The 12,429-nt window shown below is 48.2% G+C and carries 9 protein-coding genes; 4 read left to right on the top strand and 5 right to left on the bottom strand.

Annotation, left to right across the window (positions count from 1 at the left end; genetic code table 11):
* Nucleotides 1-13: 13 nt before the first annotated feature.
* Nucleotides 14-928, top strand: coding sequence for a TolB family protein (locus AB2U10_RS07220; RefSeq protein WP_367913678.1), 915 nt, complete (start codon nt 14-16; stop codon nt 926-928).
* Nucleotides 929-945: 17 nt separating this feature from the next.
* Here the strand turns inward: AB2U10_RS07220 and AB2U10_RS07215 are convergent, their stop codons facing one another.
* Nucleotides 946-2,931: a CHU_0125 family OmpA-like outer membrane integrity protein gene (locus AB2U10_RS07215; protein WP_367913677.1), complete on the bottom strand. Its 1,986-nt coding sequence runs from the start codon at nt 2,929-2,931 to the stop codon at nt 946-948.
* A gap of 386 nt (nt 2,932-3,317) precedes the next feature.
* Here AB2U10_RS07215 and rbp point away from each other — a divergent pair, with 386 nt between their 5' ends.
* Nucleotides 3,318-3,590 (top strand): RNA-binding regulator, encoded by a 273-nt coding sequence (gene rbp / locus AB2U10_RS07210; protein ID WP_367913676.1) that lies wholly within the window; start codon nt 3,318-3,320, stop codon nt 3,588-3,590.
* A 198-nt stretch (nt 3,591-3,788) separates the two neighbouring features.
* Here rbp and AB2U10_RS07205 read toward each other — a convergent pair whose 3' ends face one another.
* Complete coding sequence (locus tag AB2U10_RS07205) at nt 3,789-4,565, bottom strand: hypothetical protein (protein WP_367913675.1); 777 nt, start codon at nt 4,563-4,565, stop codon at nt 3,789-3,791.
* 163 nt (nt 4,566-4,728) lie between these two features.
* On the opposite strand from AB2U10_RS07205, the gene AB2U10_RS07200 reads away from it, so the two are divergent.
* Nucleotides 4,729-7,368, top strand: a complete 2,640-nt coding sequence (locus tag AB2U10_RS07200) for a DNA gyrase/topoisomerase IV subunit A (protein WP_367913674.1) — start codon at nt 4,729-4,731, stop codon at nt 7,366-7,368.
* A gap of 147 nt (nt 7,369-7,515) precedes the next feature.
* Here the strand turns inward: AB2U10_RS07200 and AB2U10_RS07195 are convergent, their stop codons facing one another.
* Both AB2U10_RS07195 and rlmN read right to left on the bottom strand, forming a co-directional pair.
* Nucleotides 7,516-8,931 carry an inorganic phosphate transporter gene (locus AB2U10_RS07195; RefSeq protein WP_367913673.1) on the bottom strand — a complete coding sequence of 472 codons (1,416 nt, stop codon included), beginning with the start codon at nt 8,929-8,931 and terminating at the stop codon, nt 7,516-7,518.
* Nucleotides 8,932-9,021: 90 nt separating this feature from the next.
* The gene (gene rlmN, locus AB2U10_RS07190; protein WP_367913672.1) at nt 9,022-10,056 is read right to left on the bottom strand and encodes a dual-specificity RNA methyltransferase RlmN; all 1,035 of its coding nucleotides are present in this window, start codon (nt 10,054-10,056) and stop codon (nt 9,022-9,024) included.
* 145 nt (nt 10,057-10,201) lie between these two features.
* On the opposite strand from rlmN, the gene AB2U10_RS07185 reads away from it, so the two are divergent.
* Nucleotides 10,202-11,476 carry an aspartyl protease family protein gene (locus tag AB2U10_RS07185; RefSeq protein WP_367913671.1) on the top strand — a complete coding sequence of 425 codons (1,275 nt, stop codon included), beginning with the start codon at nt 10,202-10,204 and terminating at the stop codon, nt 11,474-11,476.
* Here the strand turns inward: AB2U10_RS07185 and AB2U10_RS07180 are convergent.
* The gene (locus AB2U10_RS07180) at nt 11,473-12,246 is read right to left on the bottom strand and encodes a DUF3575 domain-containing protein (protein WP_367913670.1); all 774 of its coding nucleotides are present in this window, start codon (nt 12,244-12,246) and stop codon (nt 11,473-11,475) included. The two genes, AB2U10_RS07185 and AB2U10_RS07180, sit on opposite strands and share 4 nt — an antisense overlap.
* Between the last annotated feature and the right edge of the window lie 183 nt (nt 12,247-12,429).

Raw genomic sequence — 12,429 nt, 5'->3', positions numbered from 1 at the left:
AATCTTTCAGCCTGTGAAACTTTTTATCTCCTTACTGGCCCTGGGCCTGTATTTCAATTGCCCGGCACAGGGCAGCAGAGATATAACCAGCTTTGTGCATACCGTGGATATTTTTACGGGAAAAACAGACACCCTTCTCCGGGTAAAAAAACACTTTGAGGCACCCAACTGGCACCCGGAGGGATACCTGATCCTGAACAGTGGCGGGAAGCTCCATACCCTGGACATTTCCACCCGCCAAATGGGCCTGTTAAATACGGATTTTGCCGATAAGAATAACAATGACCACGGCCTGTCAGCCGACGGACAATGGCTGGCCATCAGCCATAATGACGTCAGCGACACGTCTTCCAAATCGTACAAATCTGCCATATATGTGGTACCTGCAAAAGGAGGAACACCGAGGAGAATAACCCCGGAAGTGCCCTCTTACTGGCACGGCTGGAGCCCGGATGGCCGTACACTGGTGTATTGTGCCGAACGCAACGGCAATTTTGACATCTACAGCATTCCTGTCAGCGGTGGCAAAGAAACCCGGCTGACCGATGCCGAAGGACTGGACGACGGACCGGAGTACTCACCCGACGGGAAATACATTTATTTCAATTCTTACCGGACCGGCCACATGCATATCTGGCGCATGCACCCTGACGGGAGCCAGCCCGAGCAGCTGACTTCCGACGCGTATTCCAACTGGTTCCCCCACCCCTCTCCTGACGGCCGGTGGATCGTATACCTGGCTTACACTACAGATGAGAAACAGAATCATTTATTCGGGAAACAGGTGCTGCTCCGGCTGATGAACCTGGAAACCCGCGAAATACGGGATATCACGCCCGTGTTTTTCGGAGGGCAGGGCACCATCAATGTACCTTCCTGGAGTCCCGACAGCCGGAAAGTAGCTTTTATCAGCTACCGGGTGGATTGAAAGGCCGGAAGTAGCCTTTACTCCTCTGCCTTCCCGATACCGGTCACCTTAAATTCCGTACGGCGGTTTTGCTGGTGTTCTGCTTCGGTTTTGGCATTTTCAATCAGCAGCTCCGATTCCCCGTAGCCCCGGGCTTCAAGCCGCTCACGCGAGATGCCTTTGTTTACAATGTAGTTAATGGCGGCATCGGCTCTGCGCTGTGAAAGCCGCAGGTTATAAATATCAGAAGCGCGGGAGTCGGTGTGTGATCCCAGCTCAATCCGGATACCCGGGTTATCTTTCAGGATCTGCACGAGCTTATCCAACTCAAGGGCAGCATCCGGGCGGATATCGGCCTTATCCAGGTCGTAATAAATGTTTTCCAGCCGGAAGGTCTTGCCCACAAATATGCCGTCCAGCGGTATGCGGACGTGGAAAGTAGTATCGGTGACCGGCCGGGTCAGCAGAACAGAGGGTATGGAGCGGCCGTACATGGTAAACCCTTCTCTTTTGGTGAGATAACCGGGCTTTTCGGTCAGCAGCACATAGTCTTCGTCTTCCTCCATTTTCACCGGTCCGAACTGTCCGTTACGGGTCACGAGGTTCTCCGCGAAGAGCGTTTCTATTCCTCCTTCTATCTTATAGATATTCACCACGGCCGAATCCAGCAATTTGCCTTCCGACAGCACCTCACCGGCCAGGAAGTAATTCACTACTTTTTTATCTTGCTCCGGCACAGGCGTTTCTGCCACTTCCACAGGTGTTTCAGGCGCCAGGTAATAGTAAATATCGTCATCGCCTTTCCCGCCCGACCGGTTAGAGGTAAAGAACTCATTCCCGTACTCGTCTTCGGTATAACCGAAATCATCCATAGAGCTGTTGTAGGGCAGCCCCAGGTTTTCCACCGTAATTTTACCACCGGTGCGTATGGCCACAAACAGGTCGAGCTTCCCGAGGCCGGGGTGCCCGTCAGAAGCAAAATACAGCTTGCCGTCAGCCGATACAAACGGGAAAGCCTCATCACCGGCGGTATTGATGGCTTTTCCCATATTCACGGCGTTCCCGAACCTTCCGGAGGCATCCATGTTTACCCGGTAAATATCGAGCCCGCCGTTTCCACCTGCCCGGTTAGAGCTGAAATACAACGTTTTACCGTCTCCCGAGAAAGCGGGCGAACCGTCAAAGGCCAGCGAGTCAGACGCCGGAACCCGCACGGGGCTGGTCCAGCCATCCCCTTCCACATAGCGGCTCATGTACAGGTCCACATCGGGCGAAAGGTCTTTTCTTTTACCTGAATTTCCCCGGGCAAATACCATGATTTTACCGTCGGGGGTAAAGGTGGGTGAGCCTTCGTTACGGTCATCGGCAAAAACAGACGCGCTGAAGAGCTCGGTTTTTCCTACCGTACTCAGGTTTTCACTGATCCTGGCCTTGTACAAGCCCAGGTAAGGCAGGTCGTTGGCGTATATCTTTTCTTTTCGCGAAGCGGCAAAAACCAGGTATCCTTTGTGCACCACGCCTGTAAATTCGGATCCGGGTGTATTCACGGCCTCCAGGTTCCGGAATTCCTTTTCCGAATTTTTCCGGAATATCGATTCGGTCAATAGCAGCGAATTCATTTCCCGCAGCACCCGTTCAGCCAATACCTTATCGGCCGGGTTGCTGTCGGCAAAACGCTTAAAATAATCTTTTGCCCGCGTATACTCCCCTTTTGACTTCAGGGCATACCCGAGGTAAAACAGGAGATCCGAATCTTTCACCCCGTTTTCAATGGCTTTCTCGTAGTAAGGAATACTCTCTGCCCACCGGTTACTTAAGCGATAGGCATCCCCCAGCTTCCGGTTCAGATCTCCCGCATAGGCCTGTTCAATATCCTTTACCTTCAAAAATTCCTGGATAGCTATATTGTAATGGCCATTCTCAAAGCTCGACAAGCCCCGCTTATAGCTCTTAAGCTGGGCAACACCTGCCGGGCCTGAAAAAAAACAAAAAATCAAAAGTAAAAGCGTAAGCACTGACCTCATTCCGATCCTGTTGGTTCTGTTTAACAAATATATAACGATACGTCATTTTTTATGTTGTCAAATCCTCTTTTTTGAAAATAAAAACCCGTACCGGCCTTAACAAGGTACCGTTAAATAAATTTTAAGGTAAATTTAATGTGGTGTTTCCCTGCTGCAAAACGGGCTCAAAACCGCCATAATACCAGCATACAGACCGTTTTTGTAAAAAGCGGTAAGCCGGATTGCCCGCCCGTTGGCCATAATAAACGGTTGCGCTGCTTGAAATGTAATTTAAAAACAATACCTTTACTACGTTTTCGAGTTACTACTTCGTTTGCAGGTCAATATTCATATCGGTTTTGCTACGGTGTTTAAGCTCTATTTATTAATTTTTTATTTTTTTTCAAATGAACATTTTCGTAGCAAAGTTGAATTACGACACTACAGACGACACCCTTCTTGGCGCATTTCAGGAATTTGGCGCAGTGGATTCAGCTAAGGTTATTTTTGACAAATTCACAGGCCGTTCCAAGGGATTCGGGTTTGTGGAAATGCCTGACGACTCAGAAGCTCAAGCAGCTATCAACAGTCTGAATGAGACCGAACTGGACGGTCGCACGATCGTGGTTAAAGTTGCCGAACCTAAAGGCGAAAGACCTCAAAGAAGAGAAAGATATTAAGACCCAGTTTTGCGTTAATGCCTCCCAAAGGGAGGCATTTTTTTATTCTATACGTTCAGGAAAGAAGCACCGACAAATTCACCTCCAGGCATTGGGCTATTTGCTGCATTTTTAAAAGTATACCGCAAAACATACAAGGTTATATAAGGTTTATTTAAGGAAACGGGTGCAGTTATGTAGCCTGCATCCGCAAAAATGCTAAAAATCATTTTTTCTGAATTTCTCAAAAATTTTGCTGATCTTATCATAATCAGTAATTTTCGAATCCAGCATTCTGACGGAGAGTTCTCTATCAGGCAATGTTGTTGCGTATATTTCAGAATATGACTTCTTAAAGAACATCACTATGTCAGAAATTCTCATATGATTTTTCTCTTCTAACTCTTTATTAAAAGAGAAAAAGTCTCCCTTTATTGCAGAACTATAATAGACAAAAATACTATCGGGATATGTTTCATCTTTTTTATTAATAGTAATATATTTTTCAGTTATCCTATTCAAAGTAGCTTTTCTATTCACTAGTCTGGCATTTTCAAGTGTTAGAAAAGTTTTAAAAGCCTCACCACCCCATTGTACTTTCATCGTATCCACTCTTTGTTTACTCACTTGGTGATCAAATGGATAATAAAGTATACCATAATTCTCGCCCTTCAAATATCCAAAAAAAGCTAAGCTTACATTTGAGTTAATCTCAGAGTTGGTTTTCTTAAAAGTACCTGTAAGACTATCATTTTCAATAATATCTCCAAAAATACTGGCATCGGTATGAAAAAATCCTTTTTCATAGACTATATAACTGGAATCATAATAAATGGTGACTGTATCCCTAAATGGTATATCCATTCCAGTACTCATCATTGGAAAAGTAATTTCAAAAGATATTTTTTGTATATAATCTTTTGAGTCTCTTTGCAGGCTCAGAAAAAGTCCAAACGGAACCAATCCTAAAATAGAAATTAAATATTTCTTCATCATCTGAATCTGTTCACAGGCACAAAGCTATGCGTTAAAGAATATCCTTTCCCGGGTACAGGGAAAAAAAGTTAAAACACGCCTGTCAAAGCTTATTCCATGCCTTCCCTGCATCAAACAAGCCGCAAGATTTCTTATATTTGCGTAAACTGAGAAACCCATATAAATGAGCGACGAGACTTACGACCCTACACACCAGAAGGAGATACTGGATGATATGTTTGAAAAGTATTTCCTGGAGTATGCATCGTATGTGATCCTGGAAAGGGCCGTTCCGGCCATGGAAGACGGGTTGAAGCCCGTACAGAGACGGCTGCTCCATGCCCTGAAGGAAATGGACGACGGCCGTTTCAACAAAGTAGCCAACGTGATAGGGTCTACCATGCAGTTTCACCCCCACGGGGATGCTTCTATCGGGGATGCCATCGTAAACATCGGGCAGAAGGAGCTTCTGCTGGATATCCAGGGAAACTGGGGCGATATCCGTACCGGTGACTCGGCCGCTGCTCCCCGTTATATTGAGGTGCGGCTTTCCAAATTCGGACAGGAGGTGCTCTTCAACGAAGACACCACCGAGTGGCAGATGTCGTACGACGGCCGCAAGCGCGAGCCCGTGACCCTGCCGGCCAAGTTTCCGCTGGTGCTGGAAATGGGCGCCGAAGGCATTGCCGTGGGTCTGTCGACCAAAATTCTCCCGCATAATTTTATAGAACTTTGTGAAGCTTCTATCAAACACCTGAAAAAGCAACCTTTTGTGCTTTACCCCGATTTCCTGACCGGCGGGCTCATTGACGTCGCCCATTACAACGACGGGGCCAGGGGCGGCAAGGTAAAAATGCGGGCTAAGATATCGGAGGTGGATAAAAAGACGCTGAAGATCTCCGAGATCCCCTTCTCTACCACCACCGGCAGCCTGATCGAGTCGATTATCAAAGCTAACGACAGCGGGAAGATCAAGATCAAAAAGGTGGAAGACAATACCGCCAAAGACGTGGAGATCCTGATCCACCTGGCGCCCAATACCTCTACCGACATCACCATTGATGCCCTCTATGCCTTTACCAACTGCGAGGTATCGGTATCGCCCAATGCGGTAGTGATCGCTGACCAGAAGCCCCGTTTCCTGGGGGTGAGCGATATCCTGAGAAATTCTACCGACCAGACCATGTACCTGCTCAAGCGGGAGCTGGAAATACGCCGGGCAGAGCTGATGGAAAAACTCCTGTACAGCTCACTGGAAAAGATTTTTATTGAGAACCGGATTTACCGCGACATCGAAGAATGCGAGACCTTTGAGGCCGTCATTGAGACCATAGACCGGGGGCTGGAACCGTATAAGAAAGATTTCTACCGCGAGATTGTGCGGGAAGACATCCTCCGCCTGACCGAGATCCGGATCAAGCGGATTTCGAAGTACGACGGCTTCAAGGCCGATGAGCTGATGAAGAAGCTGCAGGAAGAGCTGCTGGAGGTAAACGATAACCTGGAAAACCTGGTGCGTTACACCATTAATTTCTTCCAGGAGCTGATCAGGAAATACGGAAAAGGCCGTGAAAGAAGAACGGAGATCCTGCAATTTGGCGAGGTGCAGGCCGCTATAGTGGCCGCCAACAACCAGAAGCTGTATGTAGACCGCGAGAACGGCTTTATCGGCTATGGCCTGAAAAAAGACGAGTTTGTGATGGACTGCTCGGACATTGACGATATCATTGTTTTCAGGGCCGACGGCAAATTTTCGGTGGTCAAGATCCAGGATAAGGTGTTCGTGGGCAAAAATATCATCTATTGCGCTGTTTTCCGGAAGAATGACGAACGGAAGATCTACAACGTAATGTACCTTGACGGCAAAAGCGGGCGGACATTTGCCAAGCGCTTTGCCGTGACCGGCGTTACCCGCGACAAGGAGTATGACGTTACCAAAGGCAGTCCGCGCTCGAAGGTCACCTATTTTTCAGCCAACGAAAACGGGGAAGCAGAAGTGGTGACCGTGAACCTGACGGCCAGCTCAAACGCCAAAAAGAAGGTATTTGATTTCAATTTTGCCGACCTGCTCATCAAAAACCGCTCGGCCATGGGTAACCTGGTCTCCAAATATGCCGTGCGGAAAATTGCCTTTAAAACGGCAGGTAAATCTACCCTGGGCGGTGTAGATATCTGGTATACGCCTACCCTGGGCCGGCTCAACAAGGACGGGCACGGCAATTTCCTGGGCAATTTTGGTCCCAGCGACAAGATCCTGGTGCTTTACAACACCGGAGAATACGAGCTGACCAATTTCGAGCTAACCAACCATTACGACCCGCGCCAGGTGGTAACCATCTGCAAGTACCAGGAAAAAAGGCCGGTTTCCTGCATCTACCTCGACGGCGAGCACCGCCATTACCACATTAAGCGCTTCCTGATAGAAACGTCTACCATGGATAAGAAATTTACCTTCATCTCTGAACATCCTAAATCAGAGCTGGTTTTTGCTACCTGCGACAAGAAGCCACGCGTGGAGATCAGGCACCGGAAAGACCGGAAAACCGAGGTTACCACCGATCTCTACAAAGTAGACGAGATGATTGATGTGAAAGGCTGGAAAGCGTTAGGAAACAAGCTGCCTTTCGATAAGATTGTAAGCTTTAAAGCACTGGCCTCAGAAGAGGAAGAGGAGATAGAGGAAGATATCCTGGAAGAAGAAACCAACGACGAGCAACCGGAAAACGAACCGGAGGAAAACGATACAGAAGGCAACGACCCCGAGGCACCGGATTTTGATCACACCAAGCCGGGAAGCGAAGGCGAGCAGCTCGGGCTTTTCTGATTTTTATGGCCGGAGCAGGCATGTTCAGGCTGCTCCGGCTCTTTGAATAAATATAGCCAGTTTGTCACGGATAACACGGACGGGCCGGGCACGGATGGGTTTGTACGGTTATAAGCCCGGATATCCGGGCTCTCTCCTGCAGGAGCTTTAAAGCATTGCCCGGAACAATAAGAACAGGCCGGCCGAAAGCAAAATGGACACGGGCAGGGTCAGTATCCAGGCCACACCGATATTCTTGATGGTCTTGGACTGCAGGTTCTTGATGCCTTTTGACGCCACCATAGAGCCCGCAATACCTGAAGACAGGGTGTGCGTAGTACTTACCGGCAACTTAAACCCGGATGCCAGCCCGATGGTAATGGCCGCCACCAGCTCGGCCGAAGCCCCCTGCGCGTAGGTCAGGTGCGACTTCCCGATCTTCTCTCCTACCGTCACCACGATCCTTTTCCAACCGATCATGGTGCCCATTCCTAAGGAAAGCGAGATCATAAGAATAACCCAAAACGGGGCGAAGTCTATGGCAGCCCGTATTCCTTTCTCTTCTTTGGTGGCCAGCACCGACAGGTCTTCGCGGTCTTTGCTGCTCATTTTCACGCTCTCGTCTTTCAGCAGCTTTTTGGTGTTGGTAGATATCTGCAGAATTGCGGCTCTGAGGTGCAGCTTTTTGGTGGTATCCGGGGAAATCCCCTGAGATACAGGCATCAGGACAGCAAGATTTTCGTTAATGCCCCGGATATGATTGCGTTCGTCTGCACCCAGGTGGGTGGTGTCTATCCGGGATACAATGCTTTGTATCTGTACCAGGTCAGGCTGAATCTTTTTCAGGTCATCTAACCCAGTTATGGCAAAGTAAGAAGGCAGAATACCTATGAGGATCAGCATCACCAGCCCGATCCCTTTCTGCCCGTCATTTTTCCCATGGAAGAAGCTTACCAGCGTACAGGTAGAGATCAGCGTGGTACGGATCCAGCCCGGAGGCGGCTGATTTTTCTTGGGCTCGGAAAATATCTGGTTCCTGACATCTTTGCTTACGGAAACTCTCAGGATAAACATGAGAATAACCGCCAGCGTAAAACCGATCAGCGGGGCAATAAAGAGCCCGGTAAAGATCTCTTTTACTTTATCCCAGTTGATAGCTGCCGCTCCCGAAGCATTTTCAGGAAGCATGGCATAGCCTAAGCCCACCCCCATAATGGCCCCGATGAGCGTATGCGAACTCGACGAAGGCAGGCCGAAGTACCAGGTACCGAAGTTCCAGATGATAGCGCTGCACAACATGGCCAGCACCATGGCAATGGAGTGATAAACGTTCTGGTCAATGAGCAGGTCAACCGGCAAAAGATTGACAATAGACATGCCGACACCCACCCCACCGGTAATGACCCCGATAAAGTTCATCATTCCCGACCACAATACGGCCTGGGCAGGTTTAAGGGAGTTGGTATAGATTACCGTGGCCACCGCATTTGCCGTATCATGAAACCCGTTGATAAACTCAAAAAGGCATGCTGCAAAAATACAAACGGCCAGGAGGAGGAAAATGTCGTTTTCTAATCCAAACATAGGAATGAGAGAGTTAGTATTCTGATTTTAGAGGCTGCAAAATTCCCTTTAAATAAAAAGAATGTCGGTATATGGTATATTATGAAATTGTTAATTCTCCTTTATGGCCAACTGCCCGCAGGCCGCATCAATGTCTTTTCCCCGGCTCCGCCTGATGTTAACCGTTACCCGGTTTTCTTCCAGAAATGCTGCAAATTTATCGATGGCCAGGGGATCAGCATTCCGGAAGCTGGCTTCCGAGATCGGGTTGTATTCAATGATATTTACCTTGGAGGGCACCCGACGCACAAAAGCCAGCAATTCTTTTGCGTCAGCAATTTTATCATTAAATCCATGAAAAACAATATATTCAAAGGTAATTTTATTACCGGTTTTTTTATAGAAGTAATTTAAGGCTTCTGCCAGGTTGGCCAGCGAGTTCGATTCGTTAATGGGCATGATGGTGTTCCGCTTTTCATCGTTGGCGGCGTGCAGCGAGAGGGCCAGGTTAAATTTCACTTCGTCATCGCCCAGCTTACGGATCATCTTGGCGATACCGGCCGTAGAAACCGTAATGCGCTTGGGTGACCAGTTCAACCCCTCCGGTGAAGTGATCATTTCCACCGATTCAAGCACGGCAGCGTAATTTAAAAGGGGCTCACCCATGCCCATATAGACAATATTGGTGAGCGGTGCATTAAAATGCTGCTCTGCCTGGTTCCTGATAAGCTGCACCTGGTCGTAGATCTCGGCGGCGTCCAGGTTACGCTCCCGGTTCATATAGCCCGTGGCACAGAATTTACAGGTCAGTGAACAGCCTACCTGCGAAGATATGCAGGCCGTCATGCGGGTTTCGGTAGGAATAAGCACGCCTTCCACCAGGTGGTCGTCGTAGAGCTTAAATCCTGATTTGATGGTGCCGTCAGCCGAAAACTGCGAGGTATGCACCCTCACATTCCGGATCTCAAAGGCATCAGCCAGCTTATCGCGGAGTACCCGCGACAGATTGGTCATTTCCCCGATATCGGTAGCCCCCTTTTCCCAGAGCCATTCGCGGATCTGCTTTGCCCTGAAGGCCGGTTCTCCTTCTGATTTCAACCATTCCTTTAACTGGTCAGGGGTTAATTTCCGCAGATCTTTTTTCATAGTGCCCTTTAAATATTCGTACAAAATTCTTAATAAAAACCTGCAATCTCAACACATGGTTCATTATATGGAAAACAAGAATTTATTTTATTGTATTTTATCTCTGTTATCTTTTGCATTTTTTTTAATATTTTACACCACTATTATGAAGGGCTGTAAAAAATACCTGCTGGTTTTTCTCTTCCTGGTGCTGGGCATTACCGGAGAAATACCCGCATGCCTGGCTCAAAAAGATAAACCTTTCGGTTTTAACCCCATCCGTAAAAAACAAAATTACACGTTCTGCCCGTTTGAGCTCCGCGCCAATCTCATTGTGGTAAAAACCGTGGTGGACAATTCGGATACGCTGAATTTTATCCTGGACTCGGGAGTACAGAGTATCATCATCCTGGATACCACTTTACGGAAGAAGCTTAACCTGAAAATTGCCCGGGAAATTTCGATCAGTGGTATCGGCGAAGCCCCTCCCGTTACGGCTTCCATATCCCTCGGGCACACCGTGAAGTTCGGTGGCATAGCCGGTTACGGCCAGAATATCGTGGTCCTGGAAGAAAACTTTCTGAATCTTTCGGAATACCTGGGCATGCCCGTTCACGGTATCCTGGGCAGCGATGTTTTCAAGCGGTTCAGCGTGGAAATTGATTACAACACCCGGCAACTCACCTTCAGCGACCCGTATAAATACCGTTACAAGAAACATAAGGGAGTGGCCATTCCGCTACACCTCGAAAGAACAAAGCCTTATATCACGGTTAACCGGCTGGAGTCGAACGGTGAAAAGATAGAAAACCTGAAGCTTGTCATTGATACGGGCGGGGCCCATTCGCTGCTCCTGAACCAGGAATCGCTGCCTCCCGCTATCATCCCGCACCGCCTTTCCAACGGCTACCTGGGCAGGGGGCTGAACGGCAATATCGAGGGCAAGCTGGGGCGTATTGACCTCCTCCGTTTTGCCAACCACGATTTTAAAAATGTGATCGCCTCTTTCCCCGACAGCCTCGTATTTGACAGCAAGTTTACCAAAGAGCACGAGCTGCGCCACGGCAGCATCGGAGGGGAAATCCTGAAGCGATTTGTGGTGACCCTTAACTACAGCCAGAACCTGATGGTGCTGAAGCCCATTAAGAAAACCCTCAAAAAGCCTTTTGAATCAGACATGAGCGGACTTGACCTGCGGGCTACCGGTAAAGATTTCAAGACGTTTGAGGTATCCGCCGTTATTCCGAATTCAGTAGCTCACCAGGCAGGGGTGCTGCCCGGTGATAAGGTCATTATTTTCAACAACAAGCTGGCTAATTTTATGACCATCAATGAGCTGTATGAACAGCTTTGCAAGAAAGAAGGCCATCTTATTGAAATGGTTGTTCTGCGTGACCACCGCCTGATACAGGTCAGCTTCAGGCTGCGGCGCAGCATTTAAAAACGATACGAGAGATTTACCCCCACTCCGCGGATCCCGAGATAAGGCACAGGCCGGATCGATTTTATCTCGGCAGCATCTTCATTCAGCTCCATGCTGAAATATTTTTCTTTCAACCCGAAACGTTCCCTTATTTTATACTTCACAAACTCCTTTTCCTCCTCATTGAGTCCCTGGAGGTTACTGTTCTTCCCCATGGCATAAAAATCACCGGCCGAGCCGATATGCGGCCCGATAAACACCACATCGAGCCCTACCCGGTTCCAGACAAACTGCTTCCCGATGAGGATCCCGCCCGAATAGGTTTTGAACGTAAAATGAATGGGCAGCTTGACATCAAAATACTGGTCGCCCCGGATCACCCCGACCAAGGCGGGCACCTTCATATCAAAATCTTCATACATGCCAAACAGGCCGATGAAGGCCTTGTTTTTCTTTTTTCCCAGGTAATAGCGCAGCTCGGGTGAGTACCCTTTCACCCCTACCTGCGCCTCATTCATAAAAATATCATCAAACTTGATCCCGGTAAGGCCCACACCGTGCTTTTTGGTAAAATTATCAATAAACCCGCCAAAAGGAATATCCGACTTGGGCCGGTAGAAAAACGTATTATTGAAAGCCAGCCGGCCGGTCAGCTGCCGTTCATACTGCAGCGAATACAGGTTAAGGGCAGGGCCGGCCAGGTTAAACCGTACTGAATTAGCATATTGTGCGAACAGCGGTATCTGCATCCATAAGAAAACACCCAGCAGGAAACTCTTTTTTAACATTATCCCTTTTAAAAAGTGCACAAAGGTAAACATGCGGAAACAGTAATTGAAAAATATTTTAAATCTTATACAACGCCTGTTTTGCATAAACCGGTATATAAAGGTGCCTGAAAAGTACGTAAAGCCTTTTCGGACAGCCTCCGGGGGCTTCCGCGTGAATTTCATTTCGATATCTGAACGAAT

Origin of the sequence: Leadbetterella sp. DM7 (genome assembly GCF_040829825.2) — a bacterium.
Lineage (GTDB): Bacteria > Bacteroidota > Bacteroidia > Cytophagales > Spirosomataceae > Leadbetterella.
Note: the sequence above shows the minus strand (reverse complement) of the source record. Positions and strands in the feature narration are given on the sequence as shown.

What these genes read in the sequence shown, in the direction of transcription:
- AB2U10_RS07215 (WP_367913677.1), bottom strand. Translation starts at nt 2,931, where the DNA reads ATGAGGTCAGTGCTTACGCTTTTACTTTTGATTTTTTGTTTTTTTTCA.
- rbp (WP_367913676.1), top strand. Translation starts at nt 3,318, where the DNA reads ATGAACATTTTCGTAGCAAAGTTGAATTACGACACTACAGACGACACC.
- AB2U10_RS07205 (WP_367913675.1), bottom strand. Translation starts at nt 4,565, where the DNA reads ATGATGAAGAAATATTTAATTTCTATTTTAGGATTGGTTCCGTTTGGA.
- AB2U10_RS07200 (WP_367913674.1), top strand. Translation starts at nt 4,729, where the DNA reads ATGAGCGACGAGACTTACGACCCTACACACCAGAAGGAGATACTGGAT.
- AB2U10_RS07195 (WP_367913673.1), bottom strand. Translation starts at nt 8,931, where the DNA reads ATGTTTGGATTAGAAAACGACATTTTCCTCCTCCTGGCCGTTTGTATT.
- rlmN (WP_367913672.1), bottom strand. Translation starts at nt 10,056, where the DNA reads ATGAAAAAAGATCTGCGGAAATTAACCCCTGACCAGTTAAAGGAATGG.
- AB2U10_RS07185 (WP_367913671.1), top strand. Translation starts at nt 10,202, where the DNA reads ATGAAGGGCTGTAAAAAATACCTGCTGGTTTTTCTCTTCCTGGTGCTG.
- AB2U10_RS07180 (WP_367913670.1), bottom strand. Translation starts at nt 12,246, where the DNA reads ATGTTAAAAAAGAGTTTCCTGCTGGGTGTTTTCTTATGGATGCAGATA.